At 38.0% G+C, this 25,207-nt stretch carries 17 protein-coding genes; 12 read left to right on the plus strand and 5 right to left on the minus strand.

Annotation, left to right across the window (positions count from 1 at the left end):
- Positions 1-111: 111 nt before the first annotated feature.
- From J1905_RS09080 to J1905_RS09090, 3 genes are read left to right on the plus strand one after another with little or no spacing between them, the layout of a single operon-like run.
- A complete protein-coding gene (locus J1905_RS09080) occupies positions 112-1,122 on the plus strand; it encodes a c-type cytochrome (RefSeq protein ID WP_250318055.1) in 1,011 nt (336 codons plus the stop codon).
- Positions 1,123-1,584, plus strand: coding sequence for a DsrE family protein (locus J1905_RS09085; protein ID WP_250318056.1), 462 nt, complete (start codon positions 1,123-1,125; stop codon positions 1,582-1,584).
- 33 nt (positions 1,585-1,617) lie between these two features.
- Complete coding sequence (locus J1905_RS09090; RefSeq protein WP_214226980.1) at positions 1,618-2,538, plus strand: molybdate ABC transporter substrate-binding protein; 921 nt, start codon at positions 1,618-1,620, stop codon at positions 2,536-2,538.
- Between the two features lie 19 nt (positions 2,539-2,557).
- On the opposite strand, the gene J1905_RS09095 is transcribed toward J1905_RS09090, so the two are convergent.
- Positions 2,558-4,099, minus strand: coding sequence for a glycoside hydrolase family 172 protein (locus J1905_RS09095; protein WP_214226981.1), 1,542 nt, complete (start codon positions 4,097-4,099; stop codon positions 2,558-2,560).
- Between the two features lie 16 nt (positions 4,100-4,115).
- On the minus strand, positions 4,116-5,795 hold the full coding sequence (locus J1905_RS09100) for a hypothetical protein (RefSeq protein ID WP_214226982.1): 1,680 nt from the start codon (positions 5,793-5,795) through the stop codon (positions 4,116-4,118).
- Positions 5,796-6,007: 212 nt separating this feature from the next.
- Between J1905_RS09100 and J1905_RS09105 the strand changes: the two genes are divergently transcribed.
- From J1905_RS09105 to J1905_RS09120, 4 genes are all read left to right on the plus strand, one after another.
- Entirely contained in the window at positions 6,008-8,503 is a 2,496-nt protein-coding gene (locus tag J1905_RS09105) for an alpha-L-rhamnosidase-related protein (RefSeq protein ID WP_214226983.1), read from the plus strand.
- 130 nt (positions 8,504-8,633) lie between these two features.
- Positions 8,634-9,734, plus strand: a complete 1,101-nt coding sequence (locus J1905_RS09110) for a TlpA family protein disulfide reductase (protein WP_214226984.1) — start codon at positions 8,634-8,636, stop codon at positions 9,732-9,734.
- A 159-nt stretch (positions 9,735-9,893) separates the two neighbouring features.
- On the plus strand, positions 9,894-11,039 hold the full coding sequence (gene hemW / locus J1905_RS09115; RefSeq protein WP_214226985.1) for a radical SAM family heme chaperone HemW: 1,146 nt from the start codon (positions 9,894-9,896) through the stop codon (positions 11,037-11,039).
- Positions 11,040-11,042: 3 nt separating this feature from the next.
- Positions 11,043-11,828, plus strand: coding sequence for an SDR family oxidoreductase (locus J1905_RS09120; RefSeq protein ID WP_214226986.1), 786 nt, complete (start codon positions 11,043-11,045; stop codon positions 11,826-11,828).
- 114 nt (positions 11,829-11,942) lie between these two features.
- On the opposite strand, the gene lacZ is transcribed toward J1905_RS09120, so the two are convergent.
- The gene (gene lacZ, locus J1905_RS09125) at positions 11,943-15,101 is read right to left on the minus strand and encodes a beta-galactosidase, LacZ type (RefSeq protein WP_214226987.1); all 3,159 of its coding nucleotides are present in this window, start codon (positions 15,099-15,101) and stop codon (positions 11,943-11,945) included.
- 142 nt (positions 15,102-15,243) lie between these two features.
- Here lacZ and J1905_RS09130 point away from each other — a divergent pair, with 142 nt between their 5' ends.
- Positions 15,244-16,560, plus strand: a complete 1,317-nt coding sequence (locus J1905_RS09130) for a DUF3472 domain-containing protein (protein ID WP_214226988.1) — start codon at positions 15,244-15,246, stop codon at positions 16,558-16,560.
- Positions 16,561-16,622: 62 nt separating this feature from the next.
- Here the strand turns inward: J1905_RS09130 and J1905_RS09135 are convergent, their stop codons facing one another.
- A complete protein-coding gene (locus J1905_RS09135) occupies positions 16,623-17,888 on the minus strand; it encodes a DUF1501 domain-containing protein (RefSeq protein WP_214226989.1) in 1,266 nt (421 codons plus the stop codon).
- A 21-nt stretch (positions 17,889-17,909) separates the two neighbouring features.
- Complete coding sequence (locus tag J1905_RS09140; RefSeq protein WP_214226990.1) at positions 17,910-19,763, minus strand: DUF1800 domain-containing protein; 1,854 nt, start codon at positions 19,761-19,763, stop codon at positions 17,910-17,912.
- 547 nt (positions 19,764-20,310) lie between these two features.
- On the opposite strand from J1905_RS09140, the gene J1905_RS09145 reads away from it, so the two are divergent.
- From J1905_RS09145 to J1905_RS09160, 4 genes are all read left to right on the plus strand, one after another.
- A complete protein-coding gene (locus J1905_RS09145; RefSeq protein WP_173089957.1) occupies positions 20,311-21,192 on the plus strand; it encodes a cupin-like domain-containing protein in 882 nt (293 codons plus the stop codon).
- Positions 21,193-21,288: 96 nt separating this feature from the next.
- Entirely contained in the window at positions 21,289-22,386 is a 1,098-nt protein-coding gene (locus J1905_RS09150) for a vWA domain-containing protein (protein ID WP_214226991.1), read from the plus strand.
- 9 nt (positions 22,387-22,395) lie between these two features.
- The gene (locus tag J1905_RS09155; protein WP_214226992.1) at positions 22,396-23,895 is read left to right on the plus strand and encodes a sigma 54-interacting transcriptional regulator; all 1,500 of its coding nucleotides are present in this window, start codon (positions 22,396-22,398) and stop codon (positions 23,893-23,895) included.
- A 22-nt stretch (positions 23,896-23,917) separates the two neighbouring features.
- Entirely contained in the window at positions 23,918-25,198 is a 1,281-nt protein-coding gene (locus tag J1905_RS09160; RefSeq protein ID WP_214226993.1) for a metallophosphoesterase, read from the plus strand.
- The last annotated feature ends 9 nt before the right edge of the window (positions 25,199-25,207 follow it).

Consider the following 25,207-nt stretch of genomic DNA (forward strand, 5'->3'; position numbering starts at 1 on the left):
TATAACGATAAACATCTTTAGAGTTAAATCCATTAATGCCATCTTTGGTTTACACACAAATGAAAAATCATGTTAAGAAACCAATTAAAATTTCTAGAACGGCAATGCACAATGATTCCAAAAAAAGTAATTGCGGCTACTGTTCTCTTTGAAATCTATTTCGCCGTTATTGGAGCTACTTCTTTAATTAGCAGTTGTAATGGAGAAAAGACACCCGCACAGCAAAATGTAGCTAAAACTACAAAGGATATCGCAATAACTCCCAAAGAGGTATGGCAAGCTCCTGATGAAAGCACTATTCCCAAAAATGCCAAGGGTGAAATGATCCGCTATGGCAAAGATTTAATTGCAAATACCTCAGCTTACTTTGGACCCAAAGGTAGATTAGGTATATTTACTAATGGATTGAATTGCCAAAACTGTCATTTAGATGGCGGCACCAGGATATTTGCAAATAACTACGCAGCCGTGATGAGTAGTTACCCTAAAGTTACTGCACGATCTGGGAAAGTAACCAGCCCTGTTGCACGAATAAAAGGTTGTTTTGAGCGTAGTTTGAATGGTAAAATGCCCGATTCTACATCAAAAGAAATAAGAGCAATGATTGCTTACATGGAGTGGCTTAATCAAGGTGTAAAAGATCCGGAAAATATGTACGGAAGAGGGACAGAGAAAATAGCACTAATGGATCGACCTGCTGACCCTAAAAAAGGCGCTTTACTTTATTCTTCTAAATGCCAAAGCTGCCATGGTGGGAATGGAGAAGGTATTGCTGCTGCCGGAGGGAAAACCTTTATTTATCCACCATTGTGGGGCAAATTGAGCTATAACGATGGTGCAGGAATATACAGGCTCTCTAATTTTGCAGGATTTATTAAGAACAACATGCCCTTTGGTGCGACTTATAAAAATCCAATATTAACAGATGAAGAATCGTGGGATATTGCAGCTTTCGTTAACTCGCAAGCACGGCCACACAAAGACCAAAAAACAGATTATCCTGATTTAAAGAAAAAACCAATCGATGCTCCATACGGTCCATACGGAGATCAATTTTCTGAAAAACAGCATAAATACGGACCATTTCAACCAATTAAAAACACATATAAAACCAAAACATAAATGAAAAACTTAACAAAATATGCCTTTGCAATATTTGCAATCTTATTATTTACTGCTATTAAACCGGCAATGGCTCAAAATACTAAGGAGTTTCAAGCAGCGAAAAGTAAAAATAAACAATACAATGCTTTATATGCATTAAACAGTGGGGATGAGCAAAAGATAGCAGGAACTTTAAGAAATATTAAAAACGCATTGGAAGATCCACGCCTAAAAGGAAAACTTCACATTGAGCTGATTGCCTTTAGTGCTGGTGTAGCCGTTTACGACAAGAAAAGTCCTTTTAAGGAAACTTTACTTGATTTAAAATCTCGTGGGGTAGACCTGGTTCAATGCGAAAACACACTTAGAGAACGCAAAATTGAGAAGAGCTCCTTGTATGATTTCATCAACTATGTTCCCAGCGGTAACGGCGAAATTATCCTCCGCCATTATGAAGGATGGGCAATCGTGCACCCATAACCATCTTTTAAATAAAATTTTAAGCCCTTAATAATGAATAAAACAAAACTAATCATACTCATACTAACGGTACTGTTTTTCAATAATTCAATTGTAAAAGCACAGGATCATCGTTTTGATCCGCCATGGAATACGCCACCCGAAGCAAAGGTTCAGTTTACCATCCCAGGGATCGACAATATACCTGACATTTATGGCGACATAAACGACCCTCAATTGGTTGTTTTTTTTGCCGGCAACCAGTTTATGGTTATAGATGATTTAATGAAAGCATTCAAGCTTAAATACCCGCAATATACACGCGTACTTGCAGAAACACTACCTCCAGGGATTTTGGCAAAACAAATAGCGGAAGGAAGTATTGTTATTGGAAATATGCGGATAACCTTGAAACCTGACGTATATACAGCCGGTAAAAGCAGAATAGATGAAAACCATGAATGGTTTAGCAGAACTGAACTTTATGCTAAAAATAAGCTAGCTATTATGACCCGTAAAGGAAATCCAAAACAGGTAAAAAAGCTAGCTGATCTCGGCCGCAGCGATGTACGTGTAAGCATGCCTAACCCTGAATGGGAAGGGATTGGAAAACGTATTGAAGAAGCTTACAGAAAAGTGGGTGGTGAAGCACTAAGAAATACTATTATGCAAACTAAAGTAAAAGACTCTACCACATACCTAACTCAAATTCATCACAGACAAACACCTATGCGTATTTTATATGAACAGAGTGACGCCGGACCAGTTTGGTACTCAGAGGTGCATTATCAGAAAATGATTGGCCATCCAATTGAGTCAATCGAAATTCCTGAAAATGAAAACATCAAAGCTCAATATTATGCCGGACAGCTTAAAAAAGCACCACATCCTAAAGCAGCAAAAGACTTTATGGATTTTCTTGTAAGTAAAGAGGCTCGTACCATTTACAGCAAATACGGTTTTGAACTCCCTTAAATAAAAGGGAGTTCAAATCTCATCTAAATGCGTACCAATAAGTTGTTGCGGCACAGTCAGCCTCACCATCTGCCCAACCCAACATTTCCAGATCATATTTAAAATCTGTATTAAAGGTTACCCCATCAAGATTTCTTGTTCTGGTAAAAGTGTTATGTCCATAAGAATCTTCCTTATCTGCCCTTGGTGCGTTGGCAAAAGGAGATTGATAAAGTACCACCGGTGCCCATGAAGTATTATAGTAATCTTCTGCACCGGTACCAAATTCAGAAGGGAAAGTTTCAGCATCTACATATAACTTCTGGTCACCCTCTCCATACCATGTATGCATGTGATTGAAGACGGCAAAACTATCACCTAAGAAAATACCTTTCCCCTTAATCTTACTAAGCTGCCACTCAATTGCTCCAGTTCCATCCCAGTTCTTTATAGGCACTTTTTCCGTAAACTTCCATGAAGCATTGAAATACATGCTATTACTATTCCAAGAATAAGGTTGGCTGATTGCTTTTAAGGTTATCGATACCGATTCATCACCCTGATTTTCCAATGATATTGTAGCAGATTTTTGGTAAGGCATTGTCCATCGGGATATAATTTTTCCTTCCGCAGTAACAGTTCTATACCAGCTTTGAAGAGGCTTGCCACCGACTCCAGATCCAGAAAAATCACCTATTGGGCATTTTACACTTTCCTCGCCATCAAACTTGATCTTAAGTATCGTTGACCTCAATAGCTTCTCCAAACTACTGTTGTCTTTACTAGAAACCTCTATACTCAAAAACTTAACAGCATTAGATCCTTTAGGCAAGTTTACAGAGGCCATTTGCTTTGGCAAAATAGTCTGGTTTATTAAAGATTGCTTCCCTTTCGTAATGTTTACAGGATTTAAAAGCTGAGTATTAACCTTTTCCATTAAACCGGCTAAGTTACGAGTCTCTTTTAGGCTGAAAGTTCTTACAGTTGTATTGGGAGCATATTTTCTGAAATTGATTTGATAGTACCTCGGTTCTTTAATTTCAGGTTCGGCATCTTCCCAGGTAACCTTACAATGTTTTGCATAAGGCATGGGTAAATAAAGTGTGCTTCCTCCCTTTTCTAAAGGCTGATAGCTGGAATGTGGAATCAGTAAGGCAGGCCCTGGTTTTAGGTCTATCTTCATCAGATCATAAGATGGGATAAGAATTTCCGGTGTTGAGTTATTATCAAAATAAATCCTCAGTTTGCCTGCCCTTTTAAAAGTGGTTATCCAGAAACGCACTAACGCACCTGGCCCCTTTTCATCTAACATTACATATTCTTTACGCCCTTCATTTTGCTCAACTCTTATAAATTGTGATTTATCACCGTTTGCAAACCATCCCGGTTTATCCGGAGAGATAGAAAGACGATCGTAACTGCTGGCCATACCGGCGCTATAATAAGGCTCGGGCCAATAAGTAACAGTGTTAAAATCTGTCATTTCTTTAAGCAAGGAGGCTGTGGTTACAGTTTGAGCACGTCCAATCAATCCGCCAAACACCAATAATACTATTAAAATACCTTTTATTAAATTTCTCATATGATCTCAGTCCTCTTTAATTTTTACCAGAAAAATCAATCTGAACAGTATTCTTATTTGGCTTTATCCTGAAAACTGTTCTATCATTTGGCTTGCTAAAATTACCTTTAATGGCTTTAATAGAATAGTCCATTCCCTCAAACTGGCAATCAATTTTATTAGCACTGATTGCTTTAAAAGGGAGTACAGCATTTTCCGCAGCAGTCATATCTAAAAACCAATCCATAGGCTTCCCTCCTTTTACGCTTAGCATCATTTGTTTTTCATCAATATCCATTACCAATGACGCACTATTGTTTTTTAGCGGCCATACAATATGTAGCTTTCCGGTAGCCGGGCTTTCTATAATTGGCGTACCGCCTTCAAGCAATTCTTCTTTACCATCTATCAAAGCTTTAAAACGCATACCTGCTATTATTCCGGGCTTACTCCAAATATAGCCATCTACAAATGGAAGTGTAAAAAAAGCACACTCATTAGATGTTGCTTTGTTCTTTGTATAAACCGAAGGAAAAGCTTCATTAAAAATATGAATATCACGGAAGTTTAAAGTTCCATTTTCCCACAATAAATTAACACGATAAAACCTGCTATTGAACCATACTGTTTTACGATTGCTGCCTGGGAGATCATTATTTACCGTAACAGAAGTTGCCGGAGTAACCTTGTAATTGTCTTTAAACCATTGCCCTGATTCTGCTAGTGTTTCTACTTTTACTTTTTTCTCGTCTCTAAGTTTAGCAATTAACGGTAACTGAATTTGAAATCCTTTCGACATAGCATCCCATGTAAATGAATTTTCCTGACCTGCTTGTGTGTAGGCAAACTCCATAGACTCCCCTTCAACAAATTCTTTAAAGAACCAGTTTACCCATGTAGCATCACCTCCTGCAGCAGGATATACAGGCTCAAGGGTAATCACACCTTGTCTGTCGCTGCCCAAACCATTATCATACTGACGGATCGGATCGCTCCCTAGCATCCTGAAAATAGGGACAGGTAATTGATTCTTTTCATTTTGCGCAGGCATGTAAGAGTTTATTTTGCTGGGGTAATAAGCTTGATTCCAATAACCGCCCCACAAGGTATAGCCATCTGTACCCACCTGATCTTTACAATTGCTGGATGCTACGATGTGGTATTTTTCGTACAAATAATTTAAGGTATGAGAATCTATAAACCATGAGCCTACCGATTTAGGATAATAGCCAAAAATGTTTTTAAAATCTGCCATGTATACATCTGCCAGTTTCTCCCGCTCTTCAGGAGTATATCCTGTAGAAAAGCCGATGTCTGCATGCCAGTCCCAAGGATAACGACCGCGCCATTTGAGTCCTGCTTTCTCTACCATTGGCTGTGGAATTTCCCACCATGCACCAATTTCAAAAGCTTCCTTAGGTAAGCTTTTGAGCAATTTCTGATACCGGCTGTCCATCAACGCATCATATTGCAATAAAAAAGTACCACCTAAATTGTATTTTTTCATCATCTCAACTTGCTTAACTACGGTTTGATACAGCACTTCTTCCGTAATTTTTGTATCTCTGGGTTCGAGCAAACGGATAAAGTTTACAATATTGATGATCTTGGGTTTTGGTTTTTCCTTCGTATGTCCAGATAGTGGAGCAACCACGCTTGTAAGCAAACAAAATAAAAATAAAAAGCTGGTTTTCAACTGTGTGTAATTGGTTTTCATTGATTATGAAACTATCAAAAGATGTTTTTGAGTAAGAAAATATTTGGTTAAACTAAAGCCACAAATTTAATATTATGAAATCCTTAACCATCCTGTACTGTTATGCCCACCCGCCCCATATATCAAAAAGTACAAAAAAAATGTGCTTTACTATAAAAGCTCTATTTTAATTTCAATTTAGCTTTGATGCATACTCCGATAATACACTCGATATGAAATTCACCCTCTTACTTTCCGCTTTTCTATTTTTCTTTTATAATACGTGCTCTTCTTTTGGAGGCGGTAATAATGACATTAAGCATAACCCTAAGGCTAAAGCCATTACCATCATTACTCCTGACAAAAAAACATCGGTTACAATTGATTATTCTAATGGCTGTGTAATTAAACAATTGAGTTTAAATGGAAAAAATGTGCTATCCTCTTCCGGTGTCTACACCGGAATCAGAACCAACAAGGCTAGCTTCTCCTCTTCAGATCAGAATAGTGGGGTAACGGTAGCAAAGAACACAAACGGGGTAGTATTAAGTGGTATTAGCTATGGTAATGAGGCTATCTCAGTTACGGAAGTCTGGAATTTTAAACTGAAAGGCAACAAAATAATTTGGGATATCACCCGTGAGTACAGCAATACAATCCAACTAGAAGAAATGGCTTTCCCTAAGTGGAACTTTGCCGACCTATCAGTTTGGAAAGGTGGAATTATGGATAATGGAGGTATGGTTTGGTGCAAGTACCTTAAGCAGGTAAATGATACTTATGGTGTACATACAGGCGGAGTTACATTCTGGAATGCCGACTCCGGAGATGCATTAAGAATCGCAGCAAAAACAGAAAAGGGGGAAGAGATTGCTGCAAAATATTCGCACAGCGATAAAAATGAATTTACCTGTACACAACTAGTAACCGATACACAATTAAAACAACGCTATGATTTAAGCAGATTTGTCTCACAAAGGGCTGATGTATTTGCTCCTTTTGAAGTAAAAAAGGGAAAAACAAAAGTAAGTTTCGAATTGCAATATGTTGATTACAACCGTGAATATTCCAGGGGGACACTACCTGGTATTGACGCAATCGCAGTCCGTGAGCTTCTGAATACAACCGGCAGATATGGTGTAGTTGACAACAATATAATAGGCGCAAATGGCTGGCTAACCAATTGGAAATGCTTGCACGAACCTTTCTTTGCCCAGATTGGGATGGCTGTTAACGACCAGAACTATACCAAAAACATGTCGTCAACACTTGATCAGGAACGTGATCTAGCTATGCTTTCCGATGGTCGTGTTTTATCACGCTGGCACAATGCTGCGGGTGATGAGATCCCGGGAACCTACAATTCCAAAACCGGATATTATGAGGCAATGTGGGGCTATACTATAGATTCTCAAACTGGTTATGTTATTAATGCAAGCGAACAATTTGATTTGAATGGAAACATTGATTGGTTGCGCTCACATCAATTGAGTTGTGAAAAAGCTTTGGATTGGCTAATCAGACGCGACTCAAACAATAACGGCATTTTTGAAATGATGAACAATGGTATTGCGGATCAAAAAGCCAGTGACTGGTTAGATATTGTATGGGCAAGTTTTGAAAACTCCTTTGTAAACGCTCAATTATATGAAGCATTAACACTTTGGTCAAAATGTGAAAAGGTATTGGGCAATCAACAGAAAGCAGATTATTATTCAGCAGTGGCTCTACGTCTAAAAACTGCATTTAACAAGCCTATTGAAGAAGGTGGTTTTTGGTCGTCATCCAAAAAGCAATATGTATACTGGCGCGACAAAGATGGCTCCGTACATGGTGACAACCTGGTTACCCCGGTAAATTTCGCAGCTATTGCATTTGGTATATGTGATGATCCAAAAAGAACAGCAATGATCCTTGATCAGATAGAGCAAAGATCTGCGGCTGAAAATCTTTTTCACTGGCCATTGTGCTTTGATTCTTTCAAAAGGGAAGAAGTTAGCGAGGGTAACTGGCCTTTTCCAAAATATGAAAATGGCGATATATTTCCAACCTGGGGCTACCTTGGCGTAAGGGCTTATGCAAATTATGATAAGGCCATTGCACTCAAGTATATTAATAATCTCCTTGATCAATATAAAAAGGACGGGCTTTCTTCTCAACGATATAGCAGAACTACTCAACTCGGATTAGGAGATGATATTTTGGCTGGAATAAGTACAAGCATAACGGCTCTCTATAGAGATATTTACGGAATTCGCCCCAAATGGAACAGAATGGGCTTAGAACCGAATATGAGTAATACCCTGAATGGAACAAAGTTCTCCTATACGAACCGCAACACGGTTTATAACCTGGAGCTAAGTGTTAACGATTATTTAATGAGCACCTCTGGTTTTTCCATAAAAAGCAGTGGAAGCTTTGGCGCAAATAAAACGGGCAATATCCTTACCTATTACCCCAACAACGAAGAAAACATGACACTTCAGATTGGGGCAGCTACTAGTCGCAGTATTAAAATGGAAGTTAATTCATGGAAAACTGATGCGTTTGCTTGGACCATTACCTCACTTGATAAATATCAATTTACAATTAAAGGATTGGAAGCCAATCAAAATTACCAATTAACCATAAATGGTGTGATTAAGAAGATAAAATCAAAAGGTGACGGTAGCCTTTCAATAGAACACCCTTGTAAATCAGCCACTCAATTTCTTGTTAAAAAGGCTTAAACATCCTATTCTGCTTTTTCAATGTCAGAAACCCATAAGTTTCCTGCTCCAAAAGATATTATTTTGATTACTTTTAGGATAACACTCTTTCTATGTTAGAAACTGTAAAACAGCCTCCTTATCAGACCATATGAAACTGAAATTTCAATTGTTGATATTGTTATGTGCAATAAGTTTTAATATTAACGCACAAGAATTCATTAGTACTGGCTTTAAGATTGGACTTAATATCGGGGATCCAACGCCGCCCTTGAAAGTAAAAGATTGGATTAAAGGTACGCCAATACAAAGCTTTGAAAAAGATAAAATCTATGTCGTAGAATTTTGGGCAAGCTGGTGCGCGCCATGCATGGCATCAATGTCTCGTCTTTCAGAATTGGCACGTAAATATCAAGATAAGATTACCGTTTTATCTATAGATATCTATGAAAAAGAAAACACTCCAATAACAGAAATTAAAAAATTAGTAAACAGTATGGGGAACCGTATGGATTTTACCGTAGGTATTGAAGAAAATAGGTTTATGGCCAAGAATTGGGTTGATACATCTGAAACTAGGGCTATACCGAGCACATTTATTATTAATAATGGTAAAATAGATTGGATTGGCCATCCAAAAGATCTTGATAGTGTTTTAATCAAAATCTTAAATAAAACCTGGAGGCCGGAATTTGCATTGATCAAGCGTAACAACCAACTATTTTTACAATACTTGGAATCTACCAGTTCAGAGGAGTTATTACACAGAATAACGCGGTATCGCGTTAATTTAGCTGGCAATACCTATGACAGAAAAATGATTAGCCCCGATTCAATACTTTTGGTAGTAGATGAAATGGTAAAAAACGTACCTAGTTTAAAATATCTCTCCCTTATTATAGCATTTAAATTTCCTGCGTTATTAGAAACAGACCCACAGAAAGCATATAACTATGCTTTAGAAGCAATGGCTACAGCCACTGATGGCGATGCCCCTCTATATGGTACGCTGATTACACAAATAGAGGAAAATTCTGAAAAATTACAGATCCCCGAAAATATTTACAGGCTAGGAGCAGAATGTTACCAGGCACTAATTGATAGCAATCCCTACCCGGAATATGGTGATATGCCAGGGAAATATAAAAAAATGGCAAACCTATATAGACTCGCCGGAGACTTACCTAAAGCAGCGGAAGCAGAACAAAAAGGAGAAAAACATCAATTGCTTTATAATGCGCCTGACAATTGAGTGAAATATAAAAAGACCGATACGTATCAATTATATAAGGGTTTTCTAGATAATCCTGAGCAAATGACATCGATCTTATTGGATGATCAGTAAATTTATAACCTTACCTTTGTCGTCGCTTGTATTAGGCTACTTTTATATAATCGACCTTAAAACATTATGTCCGGCATTTATATCCACATTCCATTTTGCAAGAAAGCCTGCACTTACTGCGACTTTCATTTCAGCACCTCATTAAAGTATGTAGATGAGATGACTGATGCTATTTGCGAAGAGATTATTCGTAAAAAATCCAGAATAACAGACCAGGTTGGCACTATTTATTTTGGAGGAGGAACCCCATCTGTACTCCCATCAAAAGGGTTTGAGAAAATATTTAACACCATAACCAAGCACTTTTCGGTATCATCAGATGCGGAAATCACCATAGAGGCTAACCCTGACGATCTTGATGCTAAAAAGATCAGCGAATTAAGGCAACTACCCGTTAACAGATTCAGTATTGGAATACAATCTTTTTTTGATGAAGACCTAATCTGGATGAACAGGGCGCACAATGCAGGAGAAGCCGAAACTTGTATTAAGCGCAGTCAGGATGCAGGATTTGAAAACTTAAGTATCGACCTTATTTATGGTTACCCATTACTAACTGACAACAAGTGGCTGAGCAATATCAATAAAGCCATTGAGTTCCAAACGCCACATATTTCGGCATATTCATTAACAGTTGAGCCTCGTACAGCACTTGCAAGTGCTATAAAAAAGGGCAAACAAACTCCTGTTAACGACGAACAAAGTGCGTCACAGTTTATCACGCTTATTGATAAATTAAAAGAAGGTGGCTTTGAGCATTATGAGATTTCGAACTTTAGCAAACCCGGCAAGTATGCCGTGCATAACACCAATTACTGGCGCGGCATTCCATATTTAGGAATAGGGCCTTCTGCACATGGTTTTAGTGGTACAACGCGATACCTTAATATTGCAAACAATGCTGCTTACTTAAGCGAATTACGAGCAGGTAAGCTTGCTGAAACCATCGAAGAACTTAGCCTTTACGATAGGTTTAATGAGTACATAATGACTTCGCTCAGAACAATGTGGGGCACTAGTTTGAATAAAATTGAAGCAGATTTTGGCAAAATATTTTTAACAGATACTATAAAAAATATAAAGCCTTTTATAGAAAAAAACTGGCTACTGAATCAGGATAGCTATATTATTTTAACTTCAAATGGAAAATTATTTGCAGATCATATTGCATCTGAGTTATTTGTAACAGAAGATGATCACCTTAAATATTAAGTAATGAATAATAAAGTTGTTTGGATTACAGGAGCATCATCTGGAATTGGTGAGGCCTTGGTTTATGAATACAATAAAGCAGGTGCAAAGCTGATCATATCCTCACGCAATCGCGATGAGCTATACAGAGTTAAAACTACCTGCAAAAACCCTGTAAACATTCATGTATTGCCATTAGATCTTGAAAACACTGCTTCCTTAAGTGGCAAAGCAGAAGAGGCCATTCGTATTTATGGTCGCATTGATATTTTAATCAATAGCGGTGGAATTAGTCAGCGTGGATTGGCATTAGAGACTGACCTTGAAACCGAACAGCGATTAATGAATGTTAACTTTTGGGGAACAACTATTTTGAGCAAAACTGTACTACCCAATATGATTGCAAATGGAGGAGGTAATATTGTTTGCATAAGCAGTTTGGTTGGTAAATTTGGAACAAGAATGCGTTCTGCTTATTCTGCATCTAAACATGCATTACATGGATATTTTGACTCACTTCGTTCAGAAGTATATGACAAGAAAATAAACATTACGATTATATGCCCTGGGTTCATTAAAACCAAGGTAACTCTTAATGCTTTAACAGCAGATGGCACTCCTCAGGGCACTATGGATAGCGCACAGGAAAACGGAATGCTGGCAGAAGATTGTGCTAAACAAATCGTTCAAGCGGTTAAAGCAAACAAGGAGGAAGTATATATTGGAGGCAAGGAAGTGAAGGGTGTTTTATTTAAAAGACTTTTCCCATTAAGATTCTCCAAATACCTGAGAACAGCAAAAGTTACCTGATATAGCGGCAATGATTTGTAATGTCTCAAAATTGCAAACGTTTGCGCAATCATTTCAATATCAAAGCAGTAATAAAGCAAAAAGGGAACGTCATGACGTTCCCTTTTTGCTTTATTACTTTATTGGTTTAATCCAGTAAGAATACTCATGCTTTACAAAAGGAACCCTATATTCCTCAAGTGGCATAGAACCCCAACTGTCAATTCCCTGAACGCCGCTTTGAATCAAATCCAGGTGCATATAAATTTTATCACGTTTTACCAACTCTCCTGAATGATATTGCTGTTTCTGCTCCTCCGGATCCAAATCATTTAATGAATATGGTAGTGCCGAGAAATTCAATAAGCTATCAGCCATACCAAAGCTTAAGCCTTTGCCTTTTTTATCAGTAAAGTTTACCCAACGCACATCTGTTTTGTTCCCACTTTCTTGAGGGCGAGCATATGGGAAATATTGCTCATCAATAGTCTGGGTGTACAAACCAACAAATGAACCTGTTTTACGATCCCAATAGTTCTCTCCGGGGCCACGACCATAGAATTTTATATTATTAAATTCCTTACTCAATTGCAAATCATTACCAATGCGCTGCATTAATGGATATTTCCCTTTGTTAGCTGTAAATCTGTTGTCAACTTTAACTGTTCCGTCAGCTTTGATTGTAAATATTTGCGTTACACTTGCATCACCATTTATCAATTCTTTTGTAAAAGTTGCAGTTACATCGCCAGAGGTTTCTTGCTTAATATCTGCCAAACTTAGTTTGCCCTCAGTATAAGCATTACGCCATTTCCTTAAGCTACTGTTAAAACCTGCACCGATATCATTATCAGTAGGTGCTCTCCAAAATGCAGGGATTGGCCCTTCGCTAAGCAATTGAGTTCCTTTAACACTGTAACCGCTCATAGTACCATTTGTCGTATCAAACACTATAGAAAAGTCTTTGCCTTTTACAAGGGTTTTTCCCGACTCTTTTTCAATGGACAACTTGCCATTAACAGCTATTCTCTCAAGAGGTTTAGCAGATCCACTCCACACAAACTGTTCGGCCGCTATATTGTATCCAACAGGAAGAAATGGTTCTTCTTGTTTAAGGTTATAATAAACATTTAAGAAGTACTCTGCACCATGCTTAGCCTTGGTTTTAATAGGTAAACTGATCTCCTTTTCTGTTCTAGGCGCTATATTTAAAGTATTCAGATTCCCTTTCTCTATCACCTTTCCGTTCTCCAGAAGCTCCCAAACAAGGCCCACGTTATCCAGGTTTTTAAAGAAATAAGAGTTATTGATGTTGACCTTATTGTCGCCTTTGTAAGCAGTTTTGATGTATTGATAAACCTTTTTCACTTCAACCGCCATAGGTGTCATTCCCCTGTAGTTGGTAACCACACCTTTTACACAGAAATCATTATCGCTAAAATCCTGATTAACCGGACCACTTAGTGGGAAATCGCCACCATAAGCATTGATGCGTTTACCATTTTTCACTGTATCAATTGCCTGATCAATCCATTCCCAGATAAAACCACCCTGTAAATTAGGCTGACCTTCTATCACGTCCCAATATTCTTTAAAGTTACCCAAACTGTTACCCATAATATGTGCAAATTCGCTCATAATTAGCGGTCTGTCTGGTTTGCTATTTGCGTACTCTTTAAGCCAGTTCGGATCTGGATATTGAGGAACAATCATATCAGTGTTGTAATCCTCTTCTGCACGTTCATATTGTACAGGTCTGATGTCATTTGATTTTAACCAATCATACCCCTCATAGAAATTCGAACCATTACCTGCCTCGTTTCCTAATGACCAGGTAATTACTGATGAATGATTTTTATCGCGTTCATACATTCTTTTAATACGTTCCAAATGAGGAATTCTCCACTGCTTATCATTACCTAACGTATACGCCAAGTCATAATAACGACCATGAGATTCTATGTTTGCCTCGTCAACAACATAAAGACCATACTCGTCACAAAGCTCCATCCAATACGGATCAGGAGGATAATGAGAATGCCTTACTGAATTTACATTCAGCTTTTTCATCATCTCCATATCTTTTCGCATATCAGCATGAGTAAGGGTATGCCCTTGTGTTGCATTGTGCTCATGTCTGTTAACCCCTTTAAAGAACACCCTTTTCCCATTCACAAGGAAATTATTATTCACAAGTTCAACAGTACGGAAACCTATTCTCTGAGGAATAACTTCTAATACTTCTCCTTTTTTATCTTTTAAAGTGATAAAAAGCGTATAAAGATTTGGTGTCTCTGCTGTCCATGATGCTACATTCTCAATCTGAGTGCTAAAACTTACAGTACTTTTATAATTTCCAAGAACTGTTTTAACACCCTTAGTCTCGTCTTTATAAACTGATTTCCCTTTAGGGTCTACTAAGTTCAGTTCAACAGCAAAAGTATCTGGCTTGCTGTGCATAGTATTTTTCTCTATCTTATAGTTGTCTATTTCCGCTGTTAAAGAAAGAACTCCATTTTTATAAGATTTATCAAGAGTGGCTATTGATTTGAAATCTCTTATGTCCAATTTCGGAGTAGCATACAAATAAACATCACGTTCTATTCCAGATATGCGCCACATATCCTGGCACTCCAAATAACTGCCATCACTCCAACGGTAAACTTGCAAAGCGACCAGGTTCTCTCCTGGTTTTACATATTCCGTAATGTCGAATTCTGCGGCAAGCTTACTATCTTCACTATAGCCTACTTTTTTACCATTAACCCAAATATAAAAGGCTGATTTTACAGCTCCAAGATGTATAAATACCTGTTTTCCGTCCCAATTTTTTGGAATGGTAATTTTTTTCCTGTAGGATCCAACCGGATTGTTATCTACAGGAATATCAAATGGAGGATTCATTCTAGCCCCAGTATTTTTGCGCCCTGCAAATTCGTAGGGTTGATTTACATAAATAGGTAAGCCATATCCGTTGGTTTCCCAATTCGCAGGAACCTTAAAATTATCCCACTTACTATCATCAAAATCCGTTTTAAAGAAATCTTCCGGTCGCTTACGTGGATCCTGAACCCAATTAAATTTCCATTGACCATTTAGCGTCAAAAAGTAGTTAGATTTCTCTTTCTCTCTTTTAGAAGCCAGATCCTGGTTTTCAAATGCAAACGCTGATGCCCGCATTGGCATTCTATTTACAGAAACCACTTCGGGTGTTTGCAATTCAGTAGGTAACTGCTGCCCAATTACTGCCGAAGTGGCCAATAATAGAGATAGGGTGGTAAAAAAAGTTTTCATCTGAATAATTAGATTGTATTATCTGCAGTCGAACCTAAATATATTTTGGCTAAAACATTAGCGCAAACGTTTGACTTAATTTTAGTTTAATGTTTTTATCATCGTTTTCATACATTTAATTTATAACACAAACTACACATAAATGAACACGAAAAGAACCACATTGTTTCTGCTTGCATTTCAGTTTTTACTTAGCACCATTTGCCTGGCAAAAACAAAAGATAAAGCAGAACCTGAAACCATTACCATACCGATTGGCGGCAATGGATGGGTAAACGAAAATGCTACCGCCAAGATTAAAAATGATGGTATTGCCAATTGGTCGGCCGCTAGCGATGTAATTACCATTTATTTTAGAACCGAAGCCGCAGGAACTGCAGAATTTGCGCTAAAATTGAGTGTCCCTGAAGGAAAAAGTAAAATAAGTTTAACAGCAGAAGGTACTACCCTCGTTAAAGAGGTAGGAAACCTTGGCTCTGCCATTGTTAAAATAGGAAGTATTAACATTAAGAACCCTGGCTATGTAAAAGTAGAATTAAAGGGCTTATCGAAAACCGGCGGTGTTTTTGCAGAAATATCTGACCTATTAGTTAGCGGAACTGACATTTTAAAAGGAGCAGCATATGTTAAAAACAATGAAGGAAATTACTTTTACTGGGGTCACAGAGGCCCATCTGTACATTTAGGATACAAAATACCTGCCGAAGCAGAAAATAATACAGAATGGTTTTATAATGAAATCCAGGTTCCAGTTGGTGAAGATAAACAGGGAACTTACTTCATGTCTAATGGATTTAGCGGAGGATATTTCGGAATGCAAGTGAACTCACCGACAGAGCGTAGAGTGTTGTTTTCTATCTGGAGCCCTTTCTCTACTGATGATCCTAAATCTATTCCTGATAGCATGAAGGTAGTATTACTTAAAAAAGGTAGTACAACTAAAACAGGTGAATTTGGCAATGAAGGTTCTGGCGGACAAAGCTATATGCTTTATCCCTGGAAAGCAGGCAAGAGTTATGCTTTCTTAATAAGAGCACAGCCTGATGCAGATAAAAAAACAACTACCTATACTGCCTATTTTAAAGATTTAGAAAAGGGAAACTGGCAGCTTGTAGCCAGCTTTGACCGTCCAAAATCTGGAGAATACTTAAAAGGGCTTCACTCCTTTCTAGAGAACTTCAATCCATCAACCGGCGATCAATCGCGCAAGGCAAATTATAAAAACCAATGGGCTATTGATTCAGAAGGAAACTGGCATGAAGTTACCGCAGCAACATTTACTGCTGATAATACCGCGAGAGAAAATTACAGAAAAGATTATGCAGGAGGAACAGAAGGTTCATCGTTCTTTTTAAAGAATTGTGGCTTTTTTAATGATTTCACTCCTATAAGGACTCCTTTACAAAGGAAAGCATCAGGAAAAGAACATCCTGAAATTGATTTCAAAAAACTGCCGTAAGGGGTAGTTTCTTGAGGAGGGTGTCAGATCCTAAAATAAATTCAGGATCTGACACCCTCTTTCTAACTCATCATTCCTATTTTCGTACCGCTCCAATCAGGAAAAAGCACTTTATCATTATTGATTTTTAAATGCTTGTCGGCCACTTCGCTAAATACCGCTCTAAAATCGGTGGTAACAGCAAGATCCCTTCCATCTTCAAGGTTTTCAATTGCCATCGGATTTACTATTCCATGCACTAGCCCGCCATTTACTCCATTTCCAAGAATAAAATTGCATGAAGCCCGACCATGATCAGTACCACCTGTTCCGTTTTGTTTTACAGTACGGCCAAATTCAGTCATGGTCATAACCGTTACATCATCCTGCATAGTACCCATATCTGCCCAAAAAGCCATAATACTCTCACTAAGGTCATTTACATTTCTTGCAAAGATTCCCGTTTCTCTACCCTGATTAAAGTGCGTATCCCAACCTCCCGATTCAGCAAATGCCACTTCCATTCCTACATTCATCTTAATGAGCTGTGCAATCTGCTTCAAAGAATTCCCTAAAGCCGAATTAGGATAAATAGCTCCATTGATAGGTTTATAATTTTTTACATCTGTTTTTTGAAGCATTTTTATGGCCTCAAAACTCTCCTTTCCAGTTTCTTTTAATAGTCCCGAAGAGGTTTTACCGTACAAATCTTCAAAGCTTTTGGCCGCCATATTAGCCCCGCTAACATTACCCTTCATTTGAATATTGAAATCTTGTAAACTGCCAATGGCTACAGCAGGGTTATCACCATAAAATGATCTCGGCAAAGATGATGTTAGGCTTACTCCCCTAAGAGCTGTCTCCCCATCATGCCCAAGCAAACCAACAACCCTATTTAACCATCCACTATCAGTGCCTTTTTTAAAAGGTGTACCCGACTCCATGTAATCCTGTGCATCAAAATGTGAACGCGTATTGTTTGGAGATCCTATCCCATGTACTATCCCCATTCTTTTCTCCCTAAATACCTTCTCAAAAGCACTCATCGAAGGGTGTAACCCAAAACGACCATCTAAATCTATTAATGGATTATTGCCTGATGACTTAGCCGCAGACATAAACAACGAGGGCCTTGCGTTTTTTAAATATTCGTCGGTAAACGGTGTTACTGCCATGAGGCCATCCATCGCTCCACGCTGAAAAATGCAGACTAATATTTTCTTTCTTTCAAAAAGGCCAGGTTGCTTTATACCTGCAACTGCATTTACAATAAAACCTGGTATTCCTCCCATCCCTATTCCGAATAAGGCTAAACCTCCCGCTTTTAAAAATCCTCTTCTTGATGTCATAATAGTTCTTCTAGTTTAAACCTATTTACGCTGAAATTCCGGAGAGCCAAGGATTATACCTACTACCTGAGCAAGTTCCGACCCTTTTTTATTGATTTTGTCATTTTTTACAATAGCCATTCCATCATCATTACCCATCGTATTAGCAGCTTTTTCTACTTTCTTATCTAAATCAGATTCTTTAAGCAAAGGTTTCAATCTTTTTATAGTAGCATCAAGATTACGCTCCGGCATAATGATCTTACTGTATGTAGTTAGCGCCGCTTCAGCACTTTCTGGTTCATGGTTGTTGTTTAACGCTTCTAGATCAATCTTTACTCCGGGGATACGTTGTGAAGCAAGAGCTAAACCAAAATTCATTCGACTTAATAAAGCGCCGGTATTGATCCAATATTGCCCTCTATCAGGAAACCCCGTAGGTGCCTGATAATAGTACATCTTCTGGCCCATTTTACTAATCCAGCTAAACAATTGATAGGGTTGTGTAATTTTAGCATCCAAGCTACGTACTGCGCTAATGGCAAGTTCAAAAGGCGATTTGGTTTTTTCCCTTAAAGCATCGGCATTCCAGAACTCAGAAGAAGAAACCATAGTAATCAGCACCTGTTTTATATCTCCATTAGTTTTGATAAATGTTTTTGACATTTTATCTATCAATTTTGGAGAAGGCTGGTCGCTCACAAACCTTGTTGCTATCTTTTTTGAAATAAACTTTGCTGTAGAAGGATTGTGAGCAAGCATGGTTAATAAGGTTACACCCTCTTCATACCCACCATTGGCAGAGAAACGCTTACCAAGAACTGTTTTCTCTCCATTGTCATGTTTAGTCGGTACAAATAAGAAATCTCCCTGATGCACAAAACCCTGCTTTTCGAGGTTATCAATACCTACCCTATCCATCAATTTTTTCATTGCTGAGCCATAACCTTCTTCACCCATTGGAGCAATGGTCCATCCGGTTAATACTCTTGCAGCCTGAGTTACATCATTCTGAGTATATCCTCCATCTACACCAAGGGTATGCAATTCCATTACCTCACGGGCATAGTTCTCATTTAATCCGCCCTGTTTCTTTTTAACCTGCATTTTCTTAACCCTTGTCTCTCCATCCATTAGGCTCGAGTCCTTTTGGGCTACTGGAACAGGCTGTCCGCTACTGTTAAAATTATCCAGATAAATGAGCATTGCAGGAGATTTTGCTGTAGCCAATAGCAAATCACTGAATTTCCCGGTTACATTAGGTCTGATTACATCCCGCTCAAAAGCAGGGATAAATGGTGCGCATTGATTTTTGATAATGGAAACATTAAAGTGATTGAACCAGAAATCGGTAAGCAGTTCCCGTAATTGATTATTGGTATAGGTAGCTCTTAATATTTTTTGGTTAATAAACTGACGGTACAACTCCTGTGGAGCTTTTAGTCCGTTCATTTCCATATAACTTTTAATCTGTTTTCTATAAGCAACCTGATCTCCTTTATTTACAGAATCTTTATTGATAGTCCCATCTTTAATGGCCATCCGTAATACTCTGGCAGCTCTGGGATATTTATTTTCTACTTCAGTATTGGTTAAATTGATATCATCGAACTGAGATAATATTGTATCAAGCGCTTCATCCTGTAAATCCCCTTCCAACTGCTGCATAAACCATTTCTCCAAACCAATTTTCAGGACGGCATCTACATCTCCTATGCTAGCACCATAAGTAAATCTGCTTAAAAGATGAGCCGCAGCCTGCCGTTCGGTTAAGCCGGCCTGCTTGTAAGGAAACTTAAATTTTAAGGACATTGGCTCTCCCTGAAATGAAGAAAAGAGGATAGTGAAAAACAAGACAAATAGAAACGAAAAGAAAATCCTTATTGGTGCTTTCATAGTTATCTTGTTGAATTATATTGGTATGACAATTAAAACGTCAAAAAGATTAATCAGAATATAACTTATTCTAAAATAAGCAAATCCATTAAAGAACTTCCATCGTATATATTGCTAGAGCGTTGAAAATTTAATATCTCGATGACTTTTAGGGTGGTGATCGAGATGGCCGGTGTAATTGAAAAAGCACCGGCTTTTATTTTGTCAGAATTTCCCAATTCACACATCTATTTGAAGGGTACCGGCTCGTGGATAATTAGGCTCTTCCCAGGCTTACCTGAGGTAAAACGCCTGAGTTGCCCCTGCCCAAAACCTGCTTTACCCCTAGGTGATTTGCCTGTGGATTAGGCACGGCTTTACACATATTTTTAGGATTTGATAGATGTTCATAGAATGACATATTCAAGATTCTGACCTCTTAGAAGCTGCGAGCAAAATAAATTAAGAATGGGGTTATGGAGACAAGGATTTTTTTCTCTAAGTTTGCTTTAAATAAGGTCGGTAAACAGGCATTTAGTCGTTAACAAGTATCTTATCATTAAAACTTATGAGCTTTATTTTAAAGCCGGTAGATACCGTTGAGAGCATCAGCCCTGCTGATTTTAAGAAAAATTATTTAGATGCCAGACGCCCTTTAATTATTAAAGGACTAACAAAAACATGGCCGGCAAGAGAAAAGTGGACTACTGACTATTTAAAGGAAATAGGTGGCGATTTGAAAGTAAGTTTAATGGACAACTCTAAAGCTGATCCATCAAAACCGATTAATGCATCGGTAGCTGAAATGAGATTTGGAGACTATCTTGATCTTATTAAATCTAAACCAACTGAATTAAGAATCTTTTTCTTTAATCTGTTTAAGCATGTTCCCGGCTTGGTAGATGACATCGTTATCCCTAAAGATTTGATGGGTGGCTTTATTGAAAGCATGCCTGCAATGTTTTTTGGAGGATCAAACTCAGTTACTTTTTTACACTACGATATAGATTTACCTCACCTTTTCCATACTCATTTTGGTGGAAGAAAGCATATTATTCTATTTGATAACAAATGGAAAAAACGCCTATACTGCATTCCTAACGCAACTTATGCCTTAGAAGATTATGATGTAGCTAACCCTGACTTTGAGAAATTCCCGGCGCTTAAGGGGGTTGAGGGTTATGAGGTTTTCCTTGAACATGGAGATACTTTATTTATGCCTACTGGCATGTGGCATTGGATGAAATACCTTGACGGGTCTTTCTCACTAAGCTTAAGGGCTTGGGATGCTTCGATTACCAGAAAAGCTCAGAGTGTATTTAATCTGGCAATAAAAGGTGGTTTAGATAGTGTGTTGAAAATGGCTTTTAAAGCTCCTTATGCAAAATGGAGAGAACGCTTAGCAATAAAGCGCGCTGAGAGAGCATTGGCAAACGGCAGCCCTAAATAGGCTGTCGAAACATCTCTGTCTGAGGTATTTTTACAACTGGATAACATTATTAACACCTCAAACTTTTACCTTCGATAATTCGTTTATAATGAATATATGAGAGGTTTCCATTTTTCTAATTTCCAGCCGGATAATCTGCCTAAAGGTGGCTTTGATGAATTGCTTAAGCTTTTCACCCAGCTACTGAATTACACTGCGGGTGATGCAACAGAAACACTGGCTTGGATGAACGAGTTGGACAAGAAGTACAAGTTTACAAACAATGAGTATGGGATGGGCGACTTTATTGATGACCTTAAAGAAAAAGGTTATCTGAAAGAAAACCCAGCCAATGGAGACTTAAGCATAACCGCAAAAACAGAACAGACTATACGTAAATCTGCCCTTGAAGAGATCTTCGGCAAGTTAAAAAAAGCCGGGAAAGGGAATCACAACACCAATATATCAGGCATTGGTGAAGAAAAAAATGCAGACAGAAGAGAATTTACTTTTGGTGATAGTTTAGATCAGATTGACATTACTGCATCCATTCAAAATGCTCAAATAAACCATGGCATTACCAATTTCACTTTAACAGAACGAGATCTGGAAGTAGAGGAAAAAGACTATAAAACCCTTACTTCCACTGTACTAATGATAGATATCTCGCACTCTATGATCTTGTATGGTGAAGATAGAATTACTCCAGCCAAAAAGGTGGCAATGGCGCTTGCTGAACTTATAAAAACAAGATATCCTAAAGATACACTCGATATAGTAGTATTTGGCAATGATGCCTGGCCTATATCAATAAAAGATTTGCCTTATTTACAGGTGGGGCCGTATCATACAAATACTTTTGCAGGATTAGAATTGGCAGCCGATTTATTACGCCGCCGCAAGACCCATAACAAGCAGATCTTCATGATCACTGATGGTAAACCTACTTGTTTAAAAGAGAATGGCAGGTACTACAAAAACAGCATGGGGCTTGATAGAAAGGTGATTAATAAAACGCTGAATATGGCGGCGCAATGTAAACGCCTCAATATTCCAATCACGACATTTATGATAGCCCAAGACCCCTACCTTCAACAGTTCGTAAGAGAGTTTACACAAATTAATGGTGGAAGAGCCTTTTATAGTTCTTTAACTGGTCTTGGAGAATACATATTTGAAGATTATATAAAGAACAGACGCAAAACGGTGAGATAAAAATAAAACATGGATTACAACAACATAAAAACACTTGGCCAGTTAAAAGCCTCAAGCTATAAATCGTTATCCGTAAAAGACGAGCTCCGTAAAAATCTGATCATTCAGCTCCAAAATAAGGACGCTGGATTTGAAGGTATTTTAGGTTATGATGAAACAGTAATTCCTGAGTTGCAAACAGCTATTCTATCACGCCATAATATTTTATTACTGGGTTTACGTGGGCAAGCAAAAACGCGAATTGCCAGATTAATGGTAAACCTTTTAGATGAATACATACCGTACATAAGCGGAAGTGAGATTTTTGATGATCCATTGAACCCTATTTCCTGGTATGCAAAGCACGAAATTTTGATTCATGGCGACAATACTCCTGTGAGCTGGCAACACCGTAGCGAAAGGTATACTGAAAAATTAGCTACTCCTGATGTAACTGTGGCTGACTTAATTGGCGATGTAGACCCAATTAAAGCTGCAACCTTAAAATTGACCTATAACGATGAGCGTGTAATTCATTTTGGCTTAATACCCAGAGCACACAGGAGCATATTTGTAATTAATGAGCTACCCGATTTGCAAGCCCGCATACAGGTAGCATTATTTAATATGCTTCAGGAAAAAGATATTCAGATAAGAGGTTTCAAATTACGATTACCTTTAGATGTTCAGTTTGTATTTACAGCAAATCCTGAAGATTATACCAATAGAGGTTCAATTGTAACACCTCTTAAAGACCGTATTGAGAGTCAGATTCTGACCCACTACCCCAAAACAATTGAGATATCAAGAATGATCACTTTTCAGGAAGCCAAGCTTACGGAAGAGCAAAAAGCAAATATTGAAGTAGACGGGTTAGTAAAAGACCTGATAGAGCAGGTAGCATTTGAGGCAAGAAAAAGTGAATTCATTGATCAAAAATCAGGAGTATCAGCTAGACTAACCATTACTGCGTATGAAAATCTGATTAGTACCGCAGAGCGAAGAATGCTAATAAATGGAGAGAAAAGCACTTTTGTTAGGCTTTCAGATCTAGTTGGTATCATCCCGGCTGTAACAGGCAAAATCGAGCTTGTTTATGAAGGAGAATTGGAAGGCCCGGCAAAAGTTGCAAATACACTTATTGGGAAAGCAATTAAAACATCGTTCGCCAGATATTTCCCTGATCCGGAAAGAGCCAAAAAAAGCAAAACTGCAAATCCATATAATGAGATTACAGAATGGTTTACTGAAGGAAATACTTTAGATATTGCAGACTCCCTGAGCCAGAAAAAATATGAAAAACAGCTTATGGAGGTTAATGGATTATATGATCTTGTTAAGAAATTTCATCCTAAGCTAAGTGAGGCTCAAACTTTATTGCTCATGGAATTTGTATTACATGGCTTGGCAGAGTATTCGCAATTAAACAAAAAATATCTTGAAGGAGGTTTCGGATTCTCGGATATGTTTGAAAGCTTATTTAACACTGAGCTAGGTGATGATGATGAAGACGATATTAATTTCAGATAGTTTTACTATAAAAAACACTTAAATGGGAAGATTACCCGCGCTTATACTTTTATCTATTTTTCTGCTGGCTTTCGATTACTACTGTTATCGTGCAGTATTATCCGTGTTTAAAAAATGGAAGCCAGCTACAAAAAAACTATTCTCTGTAATTTGGTGGACTTACACGGGTATCCTTGTAATAGGCGTGTTTGCCGCGATCTATGTGCCTTCTTACTTACCTCTCTATTTAAGCTTGCGCTCTATCATACTTGTCGCGTTCTTTTTAACGCTGATTTGCAAGGTAGTAATGTTGCCGTTTTTATTAATAGATGACATCAGAAGATTAATCATCAAAATAAACAGACATTTTAAAAATAAGAATACCGTTGGTTCTATTGAAAAAGTTGCTGTTGCTGACGCCGTTGAAAAACCAATAAGCCGCTCATCATTTATAATCAAAGCAGGTTTACTTACTGCAGCGGTGCCCTTAAGTTCTCTTACATGGGGCATCTCCTCAGGAGCATACGACTACAAGGTAAAGCGGAGAACATTAATTTTTCCTAATCTACCTAAGGCATTTGAAGGGATTAAATTTGGTCAAATTTCAGATATTCACTCAGGAAGTTTTTACAACAAGAAAGCTGTACAGGGTGGTGTAGATATGTTGTTGGCAGAAAAGCCTGATTTTATCTTCTTCACAGGAGATCTTGTAAATGATATGGCTACTGAAATGCGTGATTATCAAGATTTATTCAGCAAGGTTAAAGCACCTCTGGGTGTTTATTCAGTGTTGGGTAATCATGATTATGGCGATTATCATTTCGGTGGTGGTCCCTCAGCTGCTAAAGCCAGAAATCTGCAAGACGTTATTAAAACCCATAAAGTAATGGGTTGGGATTTATTAATGAATCAACATCGACGCCTAAAAGTAGACGGTGAAGAGATTGGAATATTAGGGATTGAAAACTGGGGAATGGGGCGTTTCCCTAAATATGGCAGGATGGACCTGGCAACTAAGGATACTGATGATTTACCTGTGAAACTGCTACTATCTCATGATCCTTCCCATTGGAGGCAAGAGGTACTGAAAAAATATCCTCAAATAGATGCCATGTTTAGTGGCCATACACACGGTATGCAATTTGGGGTTAGAACTGAGCATTACCAATGGAGCCCGGTACAATATATTTATAAAGAATGGGCAGGTCTTTATAAAGAGCAAAATCAACAACTTTATGTAAATGTTGGTTACGGATTTTTAGGTTACCCGGGAAGGGTTGGAATTTTACCGGAAATAACGATATTTGAGTTGAAGCGGGCATAATTAAAACCG

Origin of the sequence: Pedobacter sp. B4-66 (genome assembly GCF_018492665.1) — a bacterium.
Taxonomy (GTDB): Bacteria; Bacteroidota; Bacteroidia; order Sphingobacteriales; family Sphingobacteriaceae; genus Pedobacter.